Raw genomic sequence first — 22,692 nt, forward strand, 5'->3', positions numbered from 1 at the left:
CTGACCTATAACGCCCAGCGCAGGCGCAGCCAGCGCGGAGCGCATTTTGTGTTAATGTTTGAGCGCCAGCGAGTAACACAAAATGTGCGTAGTGTTGGCTGTCGCTCTGCCGCTGCTTGTTATGCATGGGCCTCGCTCATGGGGTGGATCAGCTCTGAGTAGTACTTAAACTCAAGGATGTTCCCCGATGGATCTTTTATAATGTATTTTCCAGACTCGGCTTCAGTATCTATTTTTATTACATTTGGCGAAAGAACATAACCAGTATTACTTGCGGAAACTCTTTCAGAAAGATTATGCCACTCATCTTTATCAAGAATCACACCAAAGTGATCAATAGGGCTTACTTCGGATGGGCAATTATTCCTATGGATAGTTAGTTGGTGGCCGAAAAAGTGAATATCAAGCCATGTCTCTTTTTCCCTACCGGTACGACACCCAAGCACTTCCTCATAAAATTTTCGGGTGGTTTCAAAGTTGTCAGCCACAAAAGATAAATGGAATATTCCTTTCACTTCTTCCTCACTTCTTTAATGCATAACGACTTTAGCAACGGCCGAAATGTTGCGGCGATGCCGCGGAATGTAGGTCCAGCCCCAAAGGGGCGATGTTGCCTAAACTTGTTATGTTTTTACTCGTTAACAACTTTAATGCCCCTATTCTCAACCACACCCTCATTAAAAATGGCCAGCACTTTGAGCTGAAATTCAGTGATGTGCCTTGGAGCGAAGCCAGTATTAAGATTGTGTATTGTGTAGGGAGGCTCAATTGAGTTTATATCTCCGGTCACAATACTATCAATTAGTGCATCGAGATTCCGCCCATGCCAATCAGGTGCTTTTACTTGAGAGAGGAATATATTGTAGAAATCATCCTCTGACTCAATTTGCTTCCAGTCTACGGTTATCTCCATGACTCACTCTGAAACATAACGCCCACTGCAGGGGCGGATTACCTTGTGCGCCTTTTGCGCAAAAATGAGAGCGAAGCGACCCGCGCAAAATGTGCACAAGGTAATCCGTCCCGCGGAGGCCCGAAGGGCCGTAGCATACTGCCTGTGATTGTTAAGGCTGGGCGTGCCACAGGTCCAGAAGCTCCTTTAGTGGTCGCGAGTACCATACATCACTTCTAGAGGTAGAAAATTTTAGCTCTTCTAGCTCTTTGATGTGACTTGAAAGCTCAATTTGCATACTACAAAAATCTATTCTTTTAGAATTACTATAGAAAAATAAGATATAGCTTTGACCGATCACTAAGCCATCTATACCCGGCCCTTTCTCTACCTGAAAATTGAATTTTCCACTTTCAGGTTTACCTTTTAGAGTATGAAAGACCTCAAATTCATAAATTTGATCATAAGTTACAGCGGGATCTTCAACTATTGAGCCACTCTTAACACGGCCAAATATCACATCAGTAGCTGTATGCCAATGCGTGGAAACATCCGTACTATTCCCAAACTGAGGACATTCCCATGAAAAAGCAGGAAATGAAATAAACGCGATTAAAAGTAGTAGGTGTTTCATTTACTTGCCTTTACTTGTTATGGTTTTGTTCATTCTCGATTGCCAATCTACAACCAAAACCATCGATATATTCGGCCTTGATTTTTACACTGATGCTACCTGCATATAGTAATTTACCTACATACGTAGCGCCCTTATCTTCAATCTTTAGCTCTGCTGCGCCAGCGCTATTATTTTGAGGAGACGAAAATACAGCCCACACCAATGACGGCTTATATTTCTCAATTTTTGGCAAGTGCACTTTATAAGTTCCGCCAGTACTGTCGCCTTCCATTTTTTCAAATGTTATTCGCTCGTCATTTTCTTTGACCTCAGGCTTGCCGCACGCAAAAGAGGTTGCCCAAACAATATTTGGGAATAAGACAATGACGATTAATATGATAGCTCTACTCATAGGAAACTTAACGTTGCTAGCAAGGGCAGCCGAAGCGGAGCGTAGGCTGTCCAGCCCGGCCCCGAAGGGGCTGGGCGAGCTTGACTAGCCTGGTTATGGCTGGCGCGCTCAGGACTACCTACTGGCACTTTGCCAACCACAGCTTGGCTGGCCCCTGCCCAATATTTAAGAGGGAAGAATACCGCACTTCCCCCAACCAATTCCTATCTAATTGGCACTCCGCGAATTTTCAGCGGACTGCCGGTTTCTACTGCGCCTGAGCAAACACTCTAGGAATGAAACTGCTTGAATTGCAACCAGCAAAAATTGCTCAATACTGGCTGCTATTTAGTGGCACTAAACCTTCAGCTACCACGAAAAATCAATAAATCCGACCGCCACAATAACATTTATATAGTGATCACCATGACCACTATTATCCTGATTACTATTTCAGAAGCAATTCCATGTCAGAACTCCTTGAATCACCTCAAAATCATACACTTACACAAACTTGATACGAGGGTACAACATGGAAAAACGGTCACCGAGACCACTATCCCGGAATATACCACTTTACGTAACTCATTGTATTTAATGATTTTTCTGGCATATTTGCAAAACCTTTCAAAATAACGATCACGATGACCGAAATTCCAGCTCGCATTTGGTCATACGTTTTGAGAAACTGTATATAAAACCAGCTCTAGGCGTATTTAACAGAACAACACGCCTATACCACCACTCCATGCATATCTCGCCATATGGACTGATTGCAGATCTTTATGCATTTGGGGTTGACCAAGAGGATTGAGCAAGTCTGTTCCTTGTTAATGAAAAGGTATGGCCCCGGAATTATGGAATTCGAAACCGAAGACGTTGGGTCTCTTTGAGAGGCTCTATACGGTGAGCCTGGGCAAGCGGACCAAACTCCTCTCTGGCCAGCAGTACTTTGCAATCCAGGATTTCCTCTTCTTTTATTTTCCTGGAGTAGCTATCCAGCAGTAGCTTGTCCGTACGATAAATACGCCCTTTCTTTACCTCAATACAGCGCTGATACCCCTCATCCTGAAGTTTCACAAAACGCGCTATAACTCGCCGACTAACATCCCGCCCAAATAATTCGATCAGGGCATTTTCATCCCTGGGGACAAAGTATTCACCCAGCTGGGGAATATTTTAGGACTTTGTCCCAGCCATAAGCAGAAAACCTCTGTTTGCTAACACAGGTTATAAATTAGACATATCACCGCAACCCAGACTGCCGATGCCTAAAGCACTCCCATCATAATCAGGTGGCACCCGATAACCAGCCAGGTCACCCTGTTGCGAGTACGAAAATACTGCTCGCGTCCGGGAAGATTCGGGTTCAAACGCGCTTCCATCCAGGCGATAAAAGCAAACCCGATAGCCAAGATAGGAAGCCCCCAAGCAGTTTCGTAGAGCAGCATTCCTACCCACCCAAACAAGGCGACCAGGTTGCTGAGGAGCACCAGGGCAAGCCGGTGTGGATGACTTGGGCGATTGAGCGCCCCACCCCACCATATACCGCAGAGGAAACTGAGAATAACCACACTATAAGCAGAAAAGAACAGGCGTCCACCAATACCCAACAGCGATACATCCAGCAACTGCAGTAATATCCCTACAACAAAAGGTATAAGACCCAAGTACGCCAGGGCGTCAAACAGGCGGGTATCGACCACAGGTTGCTGATAGCTATGACTATCCATGTTGTCTAAGCTTCCTGTTCAGCCCGATAGGAAATTTCCGACATCAGAACAACAAGTTTAGCGGCACGAGATCAGAGTTATGGGTGAAGAACACAAAGTCGACGTCAAACAGGCACTGCGGGTATTCGACCGGGCCACCAAAGAGGGGCAGAAAGAGGCTGATGGATGGCATTTCCAGGGGTTAACGATGAGTACAGACTTTGATGGTTATACAGTTTTCATCAACTCCCCCAAGGTAAAACTCACCGTCTTTTTCCACAACAAGTACTCCGTGGACTACGAAAACAGCAAAGACCTTGGGGAGTTTATTAAGCTGATAGCCAGCCTCGACAAGGATTAAATGTCAGCGATCACTCTGCTTCGGGACCCCACTGTGAAAGCGAAACTCGCCATCACTACCCTGTACCAGACCCCTCTCTACTTCCAATAGTGCCTGCACACGGGCCTCAATATCTTCACCAGCCGCTTTCCTTGCAAGGTGCAGGTAGTCGCGGAAATGTCGGGCCTCGGACTTCAGCAGGGACAGGTAAAACTTCTGCAACTCCTCGTCCAGATGGGGAGCAATCTTGGCAAAGCGCTCACAGGAGCGCGCCTCAATAATCGCACCACAAATCAGGGTATCTACCAGGCGACCCGGCTCATTGGTACGCACTTCTGCGCGCAGGCTTGCGGCATAGCGGGAAGCGCTCACGTGGGGGTAAGCGATACCGCGTTTTTCCATTATGGCCAGAACTTGCTCAAAGTGGCGTAACTCTTCGCGAGCCAGACGCGACATCTTGTTCAGCAATTCGAAGTCATTCAGGTAACGAAACATCAGATTGAGCGCTGTGCCCGCTGCCTTCTTCTCACAATTTGCGTGATCCACCAACATCATTGCAGGCTCTTCCAGCGCCGCTTTAATCCAGGCATCTGGAGTTGAGCAAAGCAGGAATTCGTGGATAGCGGAAAGATCGGGGACTTGGGCACTCATAGGATAGATACTTCAACTGGAGTAGATCACTTGGCGCAGGATTATAGCCGCCCGCTCAAAGAAAGGCAGGCCTATACCTTCAATCGACCACCTCCCCCCACTTCTGTTGACCGTTGGTCGTCCTGACGGAGAGCACGAACAGGAGCTAGCTATAGTGGCTTCTGTTGATAACGGTTTATTAAGTGAATTAATATAAATCTTTCCTATCCCCCATAAAACGATATCTATGGAAGATCACCGCGAATTGGCACGGGCAATAGCCCCATTACTGGAGCAGCTCCATAACAGCGCAAGTGGGCTTCGCGACTCACTTGAGCAGCTGCAGAACGCGGGCAAGCCCTGGCAGCATTACTTGCTGCAACCCCAGTTCGCCCAGGATACGGCCGAGACCCTGGGGCAAAGTTTCGAGCGGCCATTTTCACTGGCCGGTGCCCTCTATGCTCAACTGGACTACGTTGAGCCGCTGGGTTCAGGCAGTGATGCCCGTGCAACCCTGCAGCTTCCCGGGCTTCTTGCGGTACCTCAAAAAACATTGGGCCTGGCGCAACAACTCAACGCTCACAAGGAGAGCTTCAGTGCAGCTATCACTGATTTCCGCTCTGCGCTTGGGGAGCGACCAGTCGCAGAGCGAGATCGCACTGTGCGGGAGGTTTTGGCAGATGCCGGCTTCCCCCGCGCCCATCTGCGTCAGTGCTACCGGCTGGTACTGCTCTGCCCCCAGCGACCCGATGCCATTACCCTCTCCTGGATCAAGGCGCGCAAGTCCATTCGTAAAGTGAGTGTTAAATGGTGTGAAAAGAAACTGGTGCAACTGGACCCACTGGGTTCCGACCCAGGCATTCAATACCAGCGACAATTACTTGCAGGTTTGCACAAGCGCCAACAGGGCGACCTGCGCCAGGTACAAATACAGAGTCGCCCCAATCTCCAGGTCGCAGAAATTTTCTTCGGGCATGAAGCCAGTGAGGAAGACGAATATCACCAGGTTGGTTATTCATCGATGCCAATCCTGGTGGAGGGAGATGCGGCCGGGCAACTGCCGGAATTTACCCGTGTGGACCACCAGCCCAGCCTGAGCCGGCGCCGTCAAAGGCGGGACCTGGCACTTTCTACCGAGGCATTTCTACCTGCGCTCAGGGTATTCCTGCGGCAGCAGCGTTAGCCGCCAGACAACAAAATAACTGACGCCTTATCGCCCTACTCCACCATGTCAGCTCTTAATCAGGCCGGGCACAACAAAACGCTGGTAGTAAGCAACCGATAAGGCATAAAAATCCTCATCAATACGCCTGCGCACCTCTACCAATGGAACACCACGCGCCTGCACAGTGGGATTCAGGCCATACTCCCGCAACTCATTAATTTGGCTTGCACCCGCGCGCAGTAATTCGAAAACCCAGCAGTAGGCATTCTGGCTGTCATCAAAACGGATTTGCTGGTGGTGGAGTTGTGCCAGTAACTGCTCTTCGTCAACGATCTCCAGCTGGCTACGCACTGCATTAACCAAATAGGCCTCACGTCGCTCGGCAATAATACGGCGCTGCTCTTCGGTATAGGCATTCCAGTCGATTACCTCGTGGGCGAATCGCTTACAGCCCCGGCAGACATCGTCACCAATTCCCGTTGAGCAGACCCCGATACAGGGCGTGCGGACTTTTTTGTACATCGATTAACCAGTTCCAGGCATCCAAGCCCCAATGGCCGGGATTAAAGTTGCGCGTAGACTATTTTGTTTCGGGCGGCAAGAAAAGTGCCAAAGCACTTACTGCCAAACCTACTAAAATTCACCTCATTAATAGTCGTAATTCACTTAAATTATTGATTTTTCGATAAACTTAACAGCTGTAAGGCTTTCCTGTAGTATTCGCCACCCGCCTTCAGCGGCCTCGAAAAAAAAATCCCAGCAGCCCGTGGTGCATAGACTGGGAATTACACCTGCTGTTGGTGCCACTCCACACACCGAGAGGGACTTATCCGTGCTTGAAGCCTATCGCAAACACGTCGCAGAACGCGCCGAACAGGGCATCCCACCGAAGCCGCTCGACGCCGAGCAAGTAGCTGGCCTGGTTGAGCTGCTGAAAAATCCGCCAAAAGGCGAAGAACAAGAATTAGTTGAGCTGCTCACTCACCGCGTACCGCCGGGTGTTGACGAAGCGGCTTATGTTAAGGCCGGTTTCCTGTCCGCCATTATTAAAGGCGAGGCGGAATCCCCGCTGATCGACCGCAAGCACGCTGTAGAGCTGCTGGGCCAGATGCTGGGCGGCTACAACATCCACACCTTGGTTGAAATGCTGGACGACAAAGAGCTGGCTGAGCTGGCTGCAGAGCAGCTGAAAGGTACCCTGCTGATGTTCGACGCCTTCCACGACGTGGAAGAGAAAGCCAAAGCCGGCAACGAACACGCAAAAGCGGTTATCCAGTCCTGGGCCGACGCCGAGTGGTTCACCAAGCGTGACAAGGTGCCCGAGAGCATCAAAGTTGCCGTATTCAAGGTAACCGGCGAAACCAACACCGACGACCTGTCCCCGGCCCCCGATGCCTGGTCCCGCCCAGACATCCCCTTGCACGCGCTGGCCATGTATAAGATGAAGCGCGACGGCCTGGAGCCGGAAGAAGCTGGCGTTACCGGCCCACTGAAACAGATCGAAGAAGTTAAAGCCAAGGGCCTGCCCGTTGCTTTCGTTGGCGACGTAGTGGGTACCGGTTCCTCACGCAAATCCGCAACCAACTCTGTGTTGTGGTACTTTGGTGAAGAAATGCCCGGCGTACCCAACAAGAAGGGTGGCGGTATTTGTATCGGCGGTAAAGTCGCTCCTATCTTCTACAACACCATGGAAGACGCCGGCGCACTGGTATTCGAAGCCCCCGTTGATGACCTGGGCATGGGCGACATTATCGAAATCCGCCCTTACGACGGTAAGATCCTGGCTGAAGATGGCAAGGTACTGTCTGAATTCGAACTGAAGTCCGACGTACTGCTGGACGAAGTTCAAGCTGGTGGACGTATCAACCTGATTATCGGTCGCGGTCTGACCACCAAGGCACGTGAGTCCCTCGGCCTGCCCGTTTCCGACCTGTTCCGCAAGCCAGAGCAGCCCGCTGACACTGGTAAGGGCTACACCCTGGCTCAGAAGATGGTTGGCAAGGCCTGCGGCGTTGAAGGTATCCGCCCGGGCACCTACTGCGAACCGAAAATGACTACCGTGGGCTCCCAGGACACCACTGGCCCCATGACCCGTGATGAACTGAAAGACCTGGCTTGCCTGGGCTTCTCTGCCGACCTGGTGATGCAGTCTTTCTGTCACACCGCCGCTTATCCGAAGCCTGTCGACATCGATACCCAGCACAAACTGCCAGACTTTATTATGAACCGCGGCGGCGTTTCCCTGCGCCCGGCGGATGGCATCATCCACAGCTGGCTAAACCGCATGCTGCTGCCGGACACCGTAGGTACCGGTGGTGACTCCCACACCCGCTTCCCTATGGGTATCTCCTTCCCGGCGGGTTCCGGCCTGGTAGCCTTCGCCGCTGCCACCGGCGTTATGCCACTGGATATGCCTGAGTCGGTATTGGTACGCTTCAAGGGCGAGATGCAGGCCGGCATTACCCTGCGCGACCTGGTACACGCCATACCTCTCTACGCGATCAAGCAGGGCCTGCTGACTGTAGAGAAGAAAGGTAAAAAGAACATCTTCTCCGGCCGCATCCTTGAGATCGAAGGTCTGGAAGACCTGACGGTAGAACAGGCATTTGAGCTATCCGATGCCTCTGCCGAACGCTCCGCAGCTGGTTGTACTATCAAGCTGTCTGAAGAGACCATGGCCGAGTATCTGCGCTCCAACGTCACCCTGTTGCGCTGGATGATCGCCGAAGGTTACGGCTCCAAGCGCACCCTGGAACGCCGCGCGCGCGCCATGGAAGAGTGGCTGGCCAATCCGAAATTGATGGAAGCCGACGCCGATGCCGAGTACCTCGAAGTAATCGAAATCGACCTGGCTGAAATTAAAGAGCCGATTGTATGTGCGCCGAACGACCCGGACGACGCACGCCTGCTGTCCGACGTCGCTGGCGACAAAGTGGACGAGGTATTTATCGGTTCCTGTATGACCAACATCGGTCACTTCCGCGCTGCCGGTAAGCTGCTTCAGGAACATAAAGGTGGTATCTCCACCCGCATGTGGATCGCTCCTCCCACCAAGATGGATGAGCACCAGCTGATGGAAGAAGGCTACTACAACATCTACGGCGCAGCCGGTGCCCGCACCGAAATGCCCGGATGCTCACTGTGCATGGGTAACCAGGCGCGTGTGGCTCCGAACAGCACTGTGCTGTCCACCTCCACCCGCAACTTCCCCAACCGCCTGGGTGACGGTGCAAATGTGTACCTGACTTCTGCTGAACTGGCTTCAGTGGGTGCCATTCTGGGCAAACTGCCTACTCCCGCGGAATACCAGGAGTTCGCCAAGAACCTGGACTCCATGTCCAGCGAAATTTACCGCTACCTGAACTTCGACCAGATTGAAGACTTCCAGAAATCTGCCGAAGAAGGCAAGCGTATTGCCGCGACTGAGATCCAGGACGTTGCTGTTTAAGCAGTAGCTCGGCCTCAAGGAAAAGCCCCGCCATTTTGGTGGGGCTTTTTTATTGCTGGGGGAGTCAAATTTTTAATTTACACTCTCTATTATTCTGCAACTTCTACATGTCTACAGCCTGTATTTCTAACTTTAAGCCAGCCTGAAGTGGTCTACAAAACCCCTCGGTATTGTTGCAACTTCGCATGACTTCCCTTCCGTAAACCAGGAAAAGAGCAATCCTTGCTATTTAGTGGCAACACTTACGCACGCATTGTCCGCCAGTGTTAGGGCATCCAGTTTACACTCCTCAGGGTATTGCTCACGAGTAGTTATGTTTAATTTACTTGATCTTGTCATAGGGCACCTCTGCCACGTAGTTGATTACCTAAGAAAATGTCCGTCGCTGGTGGGTGGGCTCGGCTTTTCTCAGCAATAAATCTAGTATCATTCGTTCTCGGCCAGCTGGTAGTAGCTTATTGGTGCTTTTCTCTGAGTTGAGCGAGGCCCTGCCCCTACTAACTAATCTCGCTATTACAAATTGTATTTATCTTCCAAAACCAAGTAGTGCTTCTTCAGTAGGGACCAGATCTCTTCTGCGGAGTTCACTAGGTGATCTGCGCCCCAGTTGGCGGGGCTTTCAGACGCATCAATGTAGCCATATCTGCAAGCGATAGTGGCCATACCTGCTTTTTGACCTGCGGTAATATCACGCTGGTGATCACCAATATAAATAGCCTCAGAGGGCGGGCAACCAATCTGTCTACAGGCAAGAAGTAAAGGTTCCGGATCAGGTTTTGACCTCTTCACATGATCAGGACAAATTACAGTTTCCGGAGCTGGCAGGTGTGCAAATGCCTTCATAAGTTCAAATGTAAATACCATTGGTTTATTGGTTACAATACCCCAAGGAATACCTTTGTATGCGAGTTGATTCAATAAAGCCTCAATACCTGGAAAAGGTATTGTTCGGTCTGAGAGGTGTGTACGATATAGATCATGCAGGCGCTGGAGTAAGCCATCAAAACCCGGATCCCCTTCTTCTTTTTCAAATCCTAATTTTACTAGTGCTTTAGAGCCATTAGTAACCATGTTGCGAATTTCTTCATCTGGGAGAGGGGGAAGTCGTTCTTGTCTCCTCAGTAAGTTAAGTACAAAGATAAAGTCTGGAGAAGTATCGAAAAGGGTACCATCAAGATCAAACAAAATAGCTCTCATTACACAATCCGTTTATATTTATTATTACTTAATAATTAGCATCATTGCCTTGCAATTATTGGCATTATAATGCAGTTGGCGAGTATTATTTAAAGCCAGGTCATCTGATACAATCAACTTGATAAATAAAAATTGCTTACATTTTTAATGATTGATCGGCATGATATTCATAAAGGCATTCTACAGTGTTATGCTAACCCAGCTGATCAAGCTTTACGATATTATGTGGCTTCCATGGTGAATTAATAGATTTTGGTTGAAGTGAGGCACACCAAAGCTCACTTTGGTTACTTAATTTAGGAATGCTTTGCAAGGTAGTATGATTATTGACAATTAACACATCACCCTCCATTAAGTGATGTGAAATTTGAATCTGATCATCCATACATATTTCATCCAGCTTTTGTGTTAGAGAAGACTCATTATGAAACTCAGGAAATGCCTGGATATCCATTTCACTCGAAGAGGAAGTCTGCAATGATAAAGTTTCACCATTGCATGGTATCCAACGGATTATATCCTGATGCGTCAATGGGCATTGCATTAACACAGGATGTGAGATGTATTTGTAATTTAAATTTCCGTCAAGTAAGGGGTATCTGAGGGTTAGCTTTCGAAATTCCTCTCGTTCTTTTCCATGCATTCTAAGCACAGCCAAAGCGGTATCGACAGTTAAAAATTCCTGCTTTAGAGACTTGTTTTTATAAGCATAAATTACAAAATGACCAGGTGTAATATCCGCATAATTATATTTACCATGATTTCCGTCAAGATATGAAAGAGGCCATTTCAAGTTCCAACTTAGTAAAACAGGAGATTTAATGCCAGAGAGGTAAGAGTTATTGCAAAATGAAATACTATTAATATTTCCTGACTTATATGGGACTAGTGGACCAAACCTATCATACCAACTCTCCAGATCCAATCGATTCTGAAATTTCTTAAACCCACGCAGTGTAACAGAGTTAAACTCTTTAATTAAATTACTTAACTCCTTATGGGAAAGCGAAAAAATGGATAAATCTAAATTTCCACAATCGAGCACAAGCCCCGCCTTTTCACGATAGAGAGTAGCCTTTATTGACCTTTGAGGTTGCTCTATTGACGTCATATTGATTGACAACTTAAGAAGGCACCATATCTTGCCTTTAAAAACAACAGGAATGGCTAGATATCTGTTTTTATTGTTAATAAAGGAATCAACAACATACTTTCCGGACAATGAATCAAACATTACTGTATTATGCCAAGGCGTCCTGAAAGGATAATTCTCAAAAAGATTTAGAGAATATTTCTCCCCAGTCATAGGATGTCTATGGATACTTAAGCGAATACAATTGCCAAATTTCCTCAGTAGAAATTTATCAAGCGCCGCCCCTTGAACCATCATACCCTTGGCAATTTGAGAGAGTCGCTTACGACGCTCCTTGTCAGAAAATTCGGCCAGAATATATTTTTGATCCTTGCTCATAAACTTCTTCAAGCCGAGATACGTATCGTTCGTTTTATTATTTCTGAGCTTTAATGACTCAAAATTATTTATGTAATCCTTATCTCCATACTTTAGAAGTAGTGCCCTGCTGTATTCCTGTGCTTCAAGCAATTTAAAATCTTCAAAATCCTCAAAATTTACAATCTTTAGTGAGTCATCGCAATTCAAACTTTCAACCATATCCCTAAGCCCATTGGCGTAGCTATAATGACGGTCAAGATCCACTGAGATGTATTCTGAAAAAGTATGATAATCTGAAAATATATAGAAGATAACTCCAGGTTCATATACTGACTGGATATCACGTATGGCTTTTACAAATTTCTTTAAAACCAAATATTCACCTAAATCCGGATCGCACCCTGTCACCTTATCAAGATTGTTAGTCTTACAAGGGAATGCCGGCAGCAAAAATTGAATCTTTTCCTTGCTTAGGGAATAATTAGTGATTATTTTTTTAAGGTTTAATACACCCTCAATATTTGCATCAGACTGCTCCAAGAGCTGATTGAATATTATAAAAAATACTTCCTCTACATTTCTCTGAACAACCACATTGGACATAATTAATGCACCCTGATTGAATTTTATAATTTATTATCACACCAAAATGAACATATACTTTTTTTAGCTAAGCACTAAGCTTATCTTTATGCAATAAAATAATATAACCCCCAAATAAACCGAAGATATATTTGCCCTCCCCATATTGCAATTGAGTGGATTATTTTTAATGTGAGCAATACCTAAGCAATCGAAAAACTTAAGGGTAAATTTAGATTTTCAAATAGAGAACCAATATTTTCCAGAGAAGAAACAGACTCAATATGACCATCGGGACGAATTAAAATCGCTTTATCTTTATATGTGGTGTCATCTGTCCAATAGCGGCCAAAACCTTCCTCGAAATAGACCTGCATCAATTTAACCACTTTTGGCATGCAGATTAAAAATTCAGCATCACCAACAATTAGTAAAGTAAATTTCGAATAGTCTAAAATACTATATAAACGTTTTTTTATTTTTTTTTCATATATACTAAAATCAAAAACTCTTGACCCTGAAAGACCTTTTCCGCTATATTCAACCCCCATCCCCGTTATATACCCAGCCCTTTTCTCTATAATTTTTACATAATCTTGTGCATGCATTCCAGCTTCAGAGAACTTAGTTGAACGAGTTAACTCTCCAGATCCTTCAATCACATTTTTTGCAACAGGCTTTCTTTCATATTCATAAGTGCGCAACAAGTTGGAAGGCATGCCGTGATTCATTACCATATTAATTTTCCAAATCAAGTTAAATGCATCCGATATACCAGTATTTAAACCCTGCCCTCCATTTACAGAATGGATATGAGCTGCGTCACCCGCCAAAAATATTTTATCCTGGAGAATAAAATTTTCAGCAACTGACTCCCTTACTGAAAACTGGGAAAACCACTCTATTTCTTTAAAGCGCACACTGTAGGGGCGTGTCACCTTGTTAATCTTATCTATTGCATCTTCGATGGAAAATTCTTTTGTATCCATCCGCACGTAAAATCTGTCTAATTTACCCTCTCGAGGAATCCAGGCGACATCGGCTGTTTCAGCTTGAAACACAATTATCTCTGGGACTTTAGGGAAGTCGGTATCTAAAATACCGTCGATTACTGCCCAAATAATATTTGGACGCACAATTTCAAAATCAACATCGAAAAGATTGCGGACAAATGATTTAGAACCGTCTGCACCCACAACATAACGAGAAGAAATTATTTCCCCGTTGTTTAATGTAGTGTAACATCCGTCACCTTTAATCTCTATGTTATCGACTTTTATTAAACGCTTTACTGAAGATCCTTTTTCTGTAAGTTTTTCGTCTAATAAATTTTCCAGATGGGATTGACCAAGCATAAGAAAATGCTTATGAAAACATCCCTTTAGACTTCTCCACCAATCAGATTGGCGAGATATAAATTTCCCATCCTTCCAAACAGAACTTGTATCACAAGATAAACCCAAGGGGTAAATGTCGTCAAATAAACTGCCTATCTCTAATAATTGCAAAGTCCGAGCATTTAATGCATCCGCTCTGCCCACTTTTAATGGGCCACCAGACTTATCTAGTACGATGGAATTTATATTGCTCATCTGAGCAAGATAATGGCACATTAGTCCAACTGGGCCCGCCCCAATAATGACTATATCGGTTTCCTTTATTCTCATTGGTAAGAATCCAAGCCTGGATTTTCAAATTGGGGGTTACTTAGCACCTGAATCCTACGAATATGGCGAGAGGATTTAGACTTAAAAGATTCTCTACCATGCAAAAGTGTAAAGTTATCACTGATAACTATATCGTCTGTTTGCCACCTGTGAGCATATAAAGTATTTTGAGAATATAGGGCTTTACGTAGACTTCTATGAAAATCATCAATATACTCTACATCAATACCGGTGAAACGGGTTATAGGCGGGTTGATTAGCTTGCCCCTGGATTCAAAATGCGGCTCGCTGTAACGAATAACATTATACTCTCTATGCGGATGCTTGGTGATAATAGGCGATATAACTTTACTGTTGTAAAATTCCATCTTCCTCTGGTAAGTCCCTGTTACCTGCTTCCAAACATTAACATCTTCAGTAGAGGCATTTTCTAAGGCACTAAAAGTGTTGGAAAAATACGTTTTGCCGCCTTGATTTTCTGATGGTGCTTTAACACATTGAAATATTTGATACTGAGGTATTTTGGGTCGATACATTCCATCCCAATGTAAAGGCATATAACTATTATCAAAAATATGATCATCTGGATCTTCATTTTGGATTAAATCCAGCACTTTCCCGAATGGCCAGATGTCAATTTCACCCCAATACTGGCTAAAAGTTTCAAAATCCAGGGAGTCTCTTAGGGGCTCAAAACCCCTTAACACTACAAAGAATTCCTTGTTAAATAGCTCACGTAAAAGATCGATTTCTATGTGTCTAATGCTGACAGCACCACTCTTTGGTTTCAGCATCACACCAAACGGATTCAATTTTATTGTTTCGTAATGCACGATAGATTACACCCTTTGTTAATCAGGTAATAATTTAAAATCTTTCGAATATGTCATATGATTATGAGCAATCGTCAATAAAAAATGATTTGATGCGTAACCCATTCCCTTAAAGCCATAGTCTTATATAGATTAACCGTTAATCCAAATATATTTATTATCATTCCTTTTATATTTCGCGAGAACAATTAAGCCAGAGTATTTTCTAGAAATATGTGCCAAACATCTCAATTTCAAACTTGGAGGGTTTGCTTCTGTTTAGCGATTGTTGTTATGGTAATAGGGTTGTGAAAATTAGGATTAGTACATATTCAGAGCTAATCATAAAATGATAAAAATTTTAGCAGTAAGCGATCTATACGGAAGATATTTAGAATATTAAAATATAATTATTTTTTTGTATTAATTTCAATACCTAACTTTATCCAGATAGTAAAGTCAATCGTTACAGTAATAACAGCATGTCCCAATAGATTCAGAGTTTTACCAAGCTTCTAAATATATAAAGCGGGCATCTAGCCCGCTATGATAGATCAAATAAATATCAGCTAGAGCCTGCAGGGGGCGCCTGTATTTGGATAAGAGCATAGCGGTGCTTCATTTACAATTTTAATACTGCAACAGGAAGTTGCTCCTCCTGGAAGATCTCCGCAACCGCTACCGCCGCAAGAACCGCAGGAATTCATGCAGCAGGCTCCATTTGCCGTGTAGATTCCCCCCTCTTTATACTCACATGTCCAACCATTCTTACCAAAAATCCGCTTTTCGCTTTTCACAGTAAAATTATCAAAATATGCTTTAACAGTCTTGGACGGTGCCCAATCCTCGGTTGAACCTCCATGGAATGTATTAAACATAAATGTGTCTACTAATGCATTCATATTGCCTGTTAACCGTAGACCATGTTTCTCGACAATCTTTTTTCCATCAACATAAAGCTCAATATACCCATCAGCGTTATTAGCAGTGGTATTCAATTTTACAAAAACCTCTACTCTATACCATCTATTCAAAGAAAATTTAAAGCCTGTAAAGTTTGAAAAGCTGTCACCACAGGAACTTTGCCTATCTTGATGATATACATATAATTTGGGTGCCCCATCACCATTAAACATTACACGAACACTCCAACCATTAGAATCAACAGGGTCACACCCTGTAGTGCTACTACCGCCTCCAAGGCCGTGGAGCTTACCTCCCTTAACAAACTGGAAATCGCTATGAAATTTTACATCGTAACTTAGGGTTGCTGATTTAACAGCATTGTTCAGAGGTAATTTTCCGGTGATACGCTCAGATCCCCTATTATATGGGATATAGCTAGCTTCAAGTAGTCTGTTGGCTCCGGATGAGGAAAATGTAACCACTTTTAAACGATCATTATTTATTTTAAGTGGGGAATTAACTTCGAAGTTCATTCTAAATAAGGCGTAATCTGTATACTCAGTAGCTGTAGATAGAGGTGTATCTTTTAAAGCATGGGTCGCCGAATCAGGCTTTACCGATAAAATATCGGAAAATGTTAAATTTGAAAATCCATAAAAAAACACCAACAGTAATAAAGCAATTTTATTGTTCACTATTTACTCCGCTACTTAGGTTGAAATAAAAAATGTAATTATTTAATACTATAAGTAGATCGACTCTCTAATCTGAGAGTAATTTACTTGGCGACTTTCGATCTTTACTTCTTTGTGAGTGGTACCGACTGAATCAGTTATGTACCCTCCTAATAAATTGCTCTCATTGATTGAGGTCAAGGGGTATAGAGTTTTTTAGCGGACTAGAGTGCCGAATATGAATATACTAATCATCTATAAATTGGCAGATAGGTCCAGTTTTGGGGTAAGTTGGAATTATGACGCCCTTCTCATCTTGGTGATGCATCTTTTGGGTAAATATTTATTTTTATACTGCGACTATTTTTAACCCTACATTCTTGCCGAAGGGTATAGAAATTGGCAAGATACTCAGCCGGGTTGATGATGCAGCGTTTCAAATCAACACCCGCTCAAGGAAGGTGTTAAATTACTTGAGTCCACTGAAATTACTGTTGGGCAGGCGCGTGTCACTTAGGTTGGCAATCTGGGGAAAACCTATAATGCTATTATCAATTGCCTACCGAGGCTGCCACTTAGCTTAAGCCATGAATAAATTATGCTTTATTTTATGTCAGCTGCTTACCATCCACCAACACTTACTCTTTGTCGGTTAAAATAAAAAGTAAACAGCTGACCACCCTGATCAATTAAACTTATACTTCACTATGACGATATGCAATATTATTGGCAAGTTATTTTACTGTGACCTGCGATACTATCACCTATAAATCCGAAATCAGTTGATTCGCCAGGCTGCAATAGGTTATTCCACTCTAAGCCACTAGCTTTTAAAGGATTAGATGATGCGTTAAAATTTGCGGACCAGCCATAGTTAAAGGATTCACCTACCCCCAATGACAAATCAACTTGCCAGTTTCTTAGCACAGCCTCTGAAGTGTTAGTTACAGTAACTGTGGCTAGAAACCCTCCGGTCCAGAATTCTTCTTTTACATTACAGCTCAAAGTCGGAAGTGTATCTTCTATAACCGATAATGTAACTTTCGCTGGCACAGAAACATTGCCATCGTCGTCAGTAACGGTATAACTAAAACTGTCAGAGCCGATATAATTCTTCGATGGTACATAGTTCACCTGACTGCCTGACCAGCTTATAGCACCATGAGCTGGCTGCGTGTGAATATGGTACGCAGTAATTGTGCCATCATCAATTCCTTCTAAGCGGATCAATACAGGCATATTCATTGTAGTGGTAGCCGATTTACTCAGTGCAATCGGTATACCATTATCATTACCCGTGGTTTGATTGGGCGCCCACCAATTACCAGTTAGTGCCAACAAGCTTAAAAGGTTTATTGTATCCTCGAAGTAAGATTCGTGCTTTGCTTTTATATAGTTCCAACCAGCGTTGACCATTTCTTGATTAGCAGAATCAACAGAGGCAGCCACTACAACTGGTGCAATAAATACAGTGGAATTATACTCAGCGCCAGGAAGTACATTTCCATTTATAGTATAACCAGAATAGTATTTATTAAAATCGTAACTATCGCCTATTTGTAGCCTAACCCAGGTAACAAGTTTTTCTGATGCCGATTTTGATCGCTGATCTCCATTATGAATGTAATCCATAGACAATCGCAAAGGCGTACGAGCAGCATTGTAATAGTAATGTCCAGAGTTTTTTTCGCCAGTGCCGTTGTCATTCTCGGTATCGGGTCGAGGATTTTGTCCAGTAACAAAGTCAGGCATCAAGCCACTATTACTATTTTGAGTGTTAAGCTGAGCCACCATATCATATATCGAATCAATCGCTGCTAGCCATTCTGCATCATTTGTGGCATTTTCATACGCACGTAAGTGTCCTGTCATCCAATCGGAGCTGCGTGTCGTGTAAATTTTTTGCGTATCCCAATCGCCCAGCATCAATCGCTTCGATTCACTATTGTAGTCAGAAACTCGAAGCCCATTGTTGATCATATCAATGGCTTCTTGCTTGTAATTAATCTCAGTATTAGACCCCCATTGTTTGTCGGCTAGTAATAATGCGTAAGCAATATCCATGTCACCGTCTGTCGCCGAGCTATAAATTCCAGATGTTTCCGATTCGTCAATTTTCCATCCCATTAATTCTGCATTAAGATGGCTACGATGAGTATTGAAAAAGGTAAACAATCCATCAAATTCAGATTTAGCATTCTGGTTATATCCAGCCATAAGTGCTGTAATAACCATGCCGTAGCCGTGACTTTCGGAGGTTCCCTTACCATGACCATCTGTATCGGCGCCATGTACATAATAGCCACCTTCTATTGTTGCTGACTGACGAAGGTATTTATCTTTCCAATAATCATAAAACTCTTTGACAGATTCGTTTTGGCTCTGGGTTGTTTGGCTGTTAGGTTTGATGCCGTAATAATCAATATTCTGTGGAAATGGGTAGTTTTGTGCAGTCACGAATGAGGCGGACAGTGCCATAATTACGACACAGAATAGAGATCTCATAGATTTAAAATTAGCCATACTCTTCTTCCTCGGTCTGATATTTAAAGTAATGGTCTTTAAATTATTCTGTGATGCAGTTTTACTTTGAGAGAGGAAAAACTCCATATCAAATCTATCCATGAGCTTATTCATTACAGATTCCAAAGTTCACAGTTAATGAATTACATCCATTTTAGAGGAGAAAATTCATTACTAGAGCTAAAACTGTAAACAACTATCCTTTAAACTGTATCTTTGAAATATTCTTAGACTCGCTGACAACTTTGAAACAATAATTTGACTTAACTAGAACGTATAGATTTGGGCGTCCGACCCACCCACAAAATAACCTATTTCATCTCGTTCAATACCAAGTGCTGCTCTGCCTTCTCCCCTAGGTAAACATCACCTTAAGTGTTCTGGAGTAAGTAGAGAAACCATTACATTGAAAATACATACCTAAAAAAGTGATCGTGTTCACAAAAAGGGGAGATCTGGGGAAGTTATTAATTGGCACGTCCGTTTTGTCTCAAATTTATCGCTTCTTATCTTAAGCTGATTAAATTTAGCAGATAACAGTTTTTTTTTATTCAATAATTGTACTTCGGAATTTATCGTTACTACTCCAATGTGATGACACTAAATACTAAATTGAGAACTGGGTACGTTGTATTGCGAGTCTTTAAGAAAATAATTGGGATTCTGAAATGTATAAATTAACTTTGAAGCTTTCTGGAATTATACTACCCCTCAGCGCCAGCCTATTTACTATGAGTGCAATGCCCACATTTGCAGCGACTTGCGAATACAGGGTGCAAAATGAATGGAATAATGGTTTTGTTGCGTCAATTAGAATTACCAACGATACCACCAGCACTATCAGTGACTGGGATGTGAACTGGGTATATAGTGGGGAAGATCGTATAACCAACGATTGGAGCACTAAACTTTCTGGTAATAATCCTTATACCGCATTGCCAGAATCTTACAACGCAATTATTGAGCCAGGTCATTCCATAGAATTTGGCTTTCAGGGTACCAAGAATAGTGACCCTGCTGAAAGTCCAGTCATTAGTGGCTCTGTTTGTGAACCTGTTGACCCGCCAGAGCCCCCGGAACCTTCTGAAGGTGTCTTTCGTGTGAATGGTAGCGGAAAAATTACAAAAAACGATGAGGTATTACCAGTACGATGTGGAGCTTGGTTCGGTCTTGAAGGGCGCCATGAACCATCGGATGATGCGAATAACCCAGGTGGCGCACCGATGGAACTCTTTATAGGTAATACGTTTTGGGCCAATGGAGGACAAGGAACCGGACGAACTATCCAGCAAACTATAGATGAGATCAAAGCACAAGGTGTTAATGTAATAAGACTTCCAATTGTGCCACAAACACTGGAGGCTGATAACCCTCAAGGCATTCCTGATGTATTTAAAAATCACCCATCTGTATTATCTGAAAACTCCCGTCAGGCCCTGGAAGATTTTATTGTACTGGCAGATAAAAATGACTTGAACCTCATTATTGATATTCATTCCTGCTCCAATTATGTCGGTTGGCGAGCAGGTAGATTGGATGCAATACCACCATATACTGATGCTGATCGCGAAGAGTATGACTTTACTCGAGAAGATTACGCCTGTTCAGATGCAGGACCTGGAGTTACCGTCCATGAGTATAACGAGGATAGGTGGCTAGAAAACCTGCGAGAAATCGCTTCTTTATCAGATAAACTTGGGGTTGGAAATATATTAGGTATTGATATCTTCAATGAACCTTGGGACTACACATGGGATGAGTGGAAATCACTTGCTGAAAGCGCTTATCAGGAAATTGATAAAGTCAATTCAGATATATTAATTGTAGTTGAAGGAGTTGCAGCTAAGAAGTCTGATGGAACTCCTGTTCCTCATGGAAATGAAGAGTCAAATCCCAACTGGGGAGAGAATTTTTATGGTCAGGCCGATAATCCACTCAATATTCCAAAGGAACGTTTAGTTTTATCTCCTCACATCTACGGGCCCTCCGTGTTTGTTCAGAGACAATTTATGGATGAGTCACAAGAAAGATGCAATGGACTTGAAGGCGATGCTGCTGGAGATGAGCAATGCAATATTTTGATAGACACTGAGAAACTAGTAAATGGCTGGGAGGAACATTTTGGCTACTTGCGTGACGAGGGATTTGCCATAGTAATTGGTGAATTTGGTGGAAATATGGACTGGCCCGCCGGGACAGCACCAATCAGAGACCAAAAAAGATGGAAACATATTGCACCAGGTATTGATGAAGATTGGCAAAACGTTGCTGTTGACTATATGGTAGAACATGAAATTGAAGCTTGTTATTGGGCAATTAACCCTGAATCTGGAGATGCCGCAGGGTGGTACGGTCATGAATACGACCCCGTTTCTAATACTGAAGGTTGGGGACAATGGAATGTGTTTGACACCAGGAAAACCGATTTGTTAAACCGACTTTGGGGTAATAAATAACAGCTGATTTCCAGTGGCATAATTCGCTTTAACTATTATTTGTGAATTATGCCACTCCATCCAATTGATGCAGATAGCAATCCTGAAGCACTGTGCCCAACATATATTTCACCAAATTTATTATATATAAGATCGATAAAATGGTTACAGTATACACAACTCCGAAACATAAAGATGAAATCATAAATCACTCAAATAGAAAAAAACAATACTATTTTTTAAATTAAATTTTTAATAAAAAAACGATTTTTCAACCATTCTTTTAGTTAACACCAACTAAAACTAAGCTCATCTGTAACCAGAGTATTATGGAAAAAACTAATGTCGGAAGTTAGATTCCCAAAGAGACACTTGGAGGAAATAAGAGGTGTAGCTCAAGATAGGCTCATGAAATACCTATACAATGATGCCGGAGGTTCCAACGAACAACTTGCAGAGCTAGCTTCAGCTATTAGTAGTAATTGTTACGGTGGACTAAAAATTATTCCGGGCCCAGTTAAAGGTAAAAACAGAGCTCTTGATAAAATTAACAAAGATTATGGCGGGGATGTTTATGACCTTAAAGATCTTGTGCGCATGACAATTATTGCGGACAATAAGAGCTGTTTATCTCAAGTAAGACAGGGATTAATAGCCAGCTGTATAAGCCGAAATGGCTATGGCATAATTAAAAATTCTGAGACTTTTCCCGAACAAGATCCTTGTGGGTATTCAGGGCTTAATTTTGTTGCTAGATTGCCTAATGGTCGCGCTGGTGAAGTACAAGCTAATACACCAAACAGAATGTATGGGAAAATGGCGAAAGAAGATTTTGAGAAGTTTCTTGGACCCCATAAGTATATTTCAATTCTTTGCAAATATAGAATTGAGGGCGGCTTGGGTCATGGATTGTATGAAATATATCGTTCTAATATGGGAGGATTTAGAAAAGCTGCAGCTTCACTAAGCAAGCAATACTACGCTTTTCTTCGTTCTGATAACCCCAAAATAAATTCGGCACGTTCTTTACAGGAAGACCTAACAGCTATGAAGCTACTATTTGCTCATATTTTTCATTAACCTATATCTATTTTCATAAAATTAGTACAATAGATGATGGACTACTCTTATATTAAGTGAAAGCTTTTATAACCACTGTCGAATAAGCGAAAAATAACTATACGAATCTATATTCTGAGGAAAGCCAGCTAACAATTTGAAAGGAATTAATCAACTATATATAGACTCC

Annotated in this window: 19 protein-coding genes; 5 read left to right on the forward strand and 14 right to left on the reverse strand. The window is 43.5% G+C overall.

Features of this window, described 5'->3' with window-relative positions; all coding sequences use genetic code 11:
• Positions 1-119: 119 nt before the first annotated feature.
• From GL2_RS20010 to GL2_RS20035, 6 genes are all read right to left on the reverse strand, one after another.
• Positions 120-515, reverse strand: coding sequence for a VOC family protein (locus GL2_RS20010; protein WP_143732495.1), 396 nt, complete (start codon positions 513-515; stop codon positions 120-122).
• A gap of 116 nt (positions 516-631) precedes the next feature.
• Positions 632-913: a barstar family protein gene (locus tag GL2_RS20015; RefSeq protein ID WP_143732496.1), complete on the reverse strand. Its 282-nt coding sequence runs from the start codon at positions 911-913 to the stop codon at positions 632-634.
• Positions 914-1,064: 151 nt separating this feature from the next.
• Complete coding sequence (locus GL2_RS20020) at positions 1,065-1,526, reverse strand: hypothetical protein (protein WP_143732497.1); 462 nt, start codon at positions 1,524-1,526, stop codon at positions 1,065-1,067.
• 10 nt (positions 1,527-1,536) lie between these two features.
• Positions 1,537-1,920: a hypothetical protein gene (locus GL2_RS20025; RefSeq protein ID WP_143732498.1), complete on the reverse strand. Its 384-nt coding sequence runs from the start codon at positions 1,918-1,920 to the stop codon at positions 1,537-1,539.
• An 834-nt stretch (positions 1,921-2,754) separates the two neighbouring features.
• A complete protein-coding gene (locus GL2_RS20030) occupies positions 2,755-2,979 on the reverse strand; it encodes a hypothetical protein (RefSeq protein ID WP_143732499.1) in 225 nt (74 codons plus the stop codon).
• 191 nt (positions 2,980-3,170) lie between these two features.
• Positions 3,171-3,632: a DUF3429 domain-containing protein gene (locus GL2_RS20035; RefSeq protein ID WP_143732500.1), complete on the reverse strand. Its 462-nt coding sequence runs from the start codon at positions 3,630-3,632 to the stop codon at positions 3,171-3,173.
• Positions 3,633-3,711: 79 nt separating this feature from the next.
• Between GL2_RS20035 and GL2_RS20040 the strand changes: the two genes are divergently transcribed.
• Positions 3,712-3,972 (forward strand): DUF3081 family protein, encoded by a 261-nt coding sequence (locus tag GL2_RS20040; protein WP_143732501.1) that lies wholly within the window; start codon positions 3,712-3,714, stop codon positions 3,970-3,972.
• Between the two features lie 3 nt (positions 3,973-3,975).
• Here the strand turns inward: GL2_RS20040 and GL2_RS20045 are convergent, their stop codons facing one another.
• A complete protein-coding gene (locus tag GL2_RS20045) occupies positions 3,976-4,602 on the reverse strand; it encodes a tRNA-(ms[2]io[6]A)-hydroxylase (protein ID WP_143732502.1) in 627 nt (208 codons plus the stop codon).
• A gap of 226 nt (positions 4,603-4,828) precedes the next feature.
• On the opposite strand from GL2_RS20045, the gene GL2_RS20050 reads away from it, so the two are divergent.
• The gene (locus GL2_RS20050) at positions 4,829-5,764 is read left to right on the forward strand and encodes a hypothetical protein (RefSeq protein WP_143732503.1); all 936 of its coding nucleotides are present in this window, start codon (positions 4,829-4,831) and stop codon (positions 5,762-5,764) included.
• 48 nt (positions 5,765-5,812) lie between these two features.
• Here the strand turns inward: GL2_RS20050 and GL2_RS20055 are convergent, their stop codons facing one another.
• On the reverse strand, positions 5,813-6,268 hold the full coding sequence (locus GL2_RS20055; protein ID WP_143732504.1) for a DUF1289 domain-containing protein: 456 nt from the start codon (positions 6,266-6,268) through the stop codon (positions 5,813-5,815).
• A gap of 310 nt (positions 6,269-6,578) precedes the next feature.
• On the opposite strand from GL2_RS20055, the gene acnB reads away from it, so the two are divergent.
• Positions 6,579-9,194 carry a bifunctional aconitate hydratase 2/2-methylisocitrate dehydratase gene (gene acnB / locus GL2_RS20060; RefSeq protein WP_172621261.1) on the forward strand — a complete coding sequence of 872 codons (2,616 nt, stop codon included), beginning with the start codon at positions 6,579-6,581 and terminating at the stop codon, positions 9,192-9,194.
• A gap of 513 nt (positions 9,195-9,707) precedes the next feature.
• Here acnB and GL2_RS20065 read toward each other — a convergent pair.
• The 6 genes from GL2_RS20065 to GL2_RS20090 all read right to left on the reverse strand — a co-directional run bounded on the left by GL2_RS20065 (position 9,708) and on the right by GL2_RS20090 (position 19,122).
• On the reverse strand, positions 9,708-10,391 hold the full coding sequence (locus GL2_RS20065; protein WP_143732505.1) for an HAD family hydrolase: 684 nt from the start codon (positions 10,389-10,391) through the stop codon (positions 9,708-9,710).
• Between the two features lie 193 nt (positions 10,392-10,584).
• Complete coding sequence (locus GL2_RS20070; protein ID WP_143732506.1) at positions 10,585-12,447, reverse strand: L-tyrosine/L-tryptophan isonitrile synthase family protein; 1,863 nt, start codon at positions 12,445-12,447, stop codon at positions 10,585-10,587.
• 182 nt (positions 12,448-12,629) lie between these two features.
• A complete protein-coding gene (locus GL2_RS20075) occupies positions 12,630-14,093 on the reverse strand; it encodes an FAD-binding protein (protein ID WP_143732507.1) in 1,464 nt (487 codons plus the stop codon).
• A complete protein-coding gene (locus GL2_RS20080) occupies positions 14,090-14,926 on the reverse strand; it encodes a TauD/TfdA family dioxygenase (RefSeq protein ID WP_197736485.1) in 837 nt (278 codons plus the stop codon). Before GL2_RS20080 ends, GL2_RS20075 begins: the two co-directional genes overlap by 4 nt.
• Positions 14,927-15,474: 548 nt before the next feature.
• Entirely contained in the window at positions 15,475-16,506 is a 1,032-nt protein-coding gene (locus GL2_RS20085; RefSeq protein WP_143732508.1) for a polysaccharide lyase, read from the reverse strand.
• Positions 16,507-17,208: 702 nt separating this feature from the next.
• Positions 17,209-19,122 (reverse strand): glycosyl hydrolase family 8, encoded by a 1,914-nt coding sequence (locus GL2_RS20090; protein ID WP_143732509.1) that lies wholly within the window; start codon positions 19,120-19,122, stop codon positions 17,209-17,211.
• 554 nt (positions 19,123-19,676) lie between these two features.
• On the opposite strand from GL2_RS20090, the gene GL2_RS20095 reads away from it, so the two are divergent.
• Positions 19,677-21,464, forward strand: a complete 1,788-nt coding sequence (locus tag GL2_RS20095; protein ID WP_143732510.1) for a cellulase family glycosylhydrolase — start codon at positions 19,677-19,679, stop codon at positions 21,462-21,464.
• Between the two features lie 321 nt (positions 21,465-21,785).
• Positions 21,786-22,523 carry a hypothetical protein gene (locus GL2_RS20100; RefSeq protein ID WP_143732511.1) on the forward strand — a complete coding sequence of 246 codons (738 nt, stop codon included), beginning with the start codon at positions 21,786-21,788 and terminating at the stop codon, positions 22,521-22,523.
• The last annotated feature ends 169 nt before the right edge of the window (positions 22,524-22,692 follow it).

Source organism: Microbulbifer sp. GL-2, assembly GCF_007183175.1.
In the GTDB taxonomy this organism is placed as follows: Bacteria; Pseudomonadota; Gammaproteobacteria; order Pseudomonadales; family Cellvibrionaceae; genus Microbulbifer.

Excerpts from the sequence above, each read along its gene's own strand:
- GL2_RS20100 (WP_143732511.1), top strand. The coding sequence starts at position 21,786 with ATGTCGGAAGTTAGATTCCCAAAGAGACACTTGGAGGAAATAAGAGGT.
- GL2_RS20045 (WP_143732502.1), bottom strand. The coding sequence starts at position 4,602 with ATGAGTGCCCAAGTCCCCGATCTTTCCGCTATCCACGAATTCCTGCTT.
- GL2_RS20065 (WP_143732505.1), bottom strand. The coding sequence starts at position 10,391 with ATGAGAGCTATTTTGTTTGATCTTGATGGTACCCTTTTCGATACTTCT.
- GL2_RS20040 (WP_143732501.1), top strand. The coding sequence starts at position 3,712 with ATGGGTGAAGAACACAAAGTCGACGTCAAACAGGCACTGCGGGTATTC.
- GL2_RS20050 (WP_143732503.1), top strand. The coding sequence starts at position 4,829 with ATGGAAGATCACCGCGAATTGGCACGGGCAATAGCCCCATTACTGGAG.
- GL2_RS20095 (WP_143732510.1), top strand. The coding sequence starts at position 19,677 with ATGTATAAATTAACTTTGAAGCTTTCTGGAATTATACTACCCCTCAGC.
- GL2_RS20015 (WP_143732496.1), bottom strand. The coding sequence starts at position 913 with ATGGAGATAACCGTAGACTGGAAGCAAATTGAGTCAGAGGATGATTTC.
- GL2_RS20090 (WP_143732509.1), bottom strand. The coding sequence starts at position 19,122 with ATGAATAAGCTCATGGATAGATTTGATATGGAGTTTTTCCTCTCTCAA.
- GL2_RS20070 (WP_143732506.1), bottom strand. The coding sequence starts at position 12,447 with ATGTCCAATGTGGTTGTTCAGAGAAATGTAGAGGAAGTATTTTTTATA.
- GL2_RS20075 (WP_143732507.1), bottom strand. The coding sequence starts at position 14,093 with ATGAGAATAAAGGAAACCGATATAGTCATTATTGGGGCGGGCCCAGTT.
- GL2_RS20025 (WP_143732498.1), bottom strand. The coding sequence starts at position 1,920 with ATGAGTAGAGCTATCATATTAATCGTCATTGTCTTATTCCCAAATATT.
- GL2_RS20035 (WP_143732500.1), bottom strand. The coding sequence starts at position 3,632 with ATGGATAGTCATAGCTATCAGCAACCTGTGGTCGATACCCGCCTGTTT.
- GL2_RS20020 (WP_143732497.1), bottom strand. The coding sequence starts at position 1,526 with ATGAAACACCTACTACTTTTAATCGCGTTTATTTCATTTCCTGCTTTT.
- GL2_RS20055 (WP_143732504.1), bottom strand. The coding sequence starts at position 6,268 with ATGTACAAAAAAGTCCGCACGCCCTGTATCGGGGTCTGCTCAACGGGA.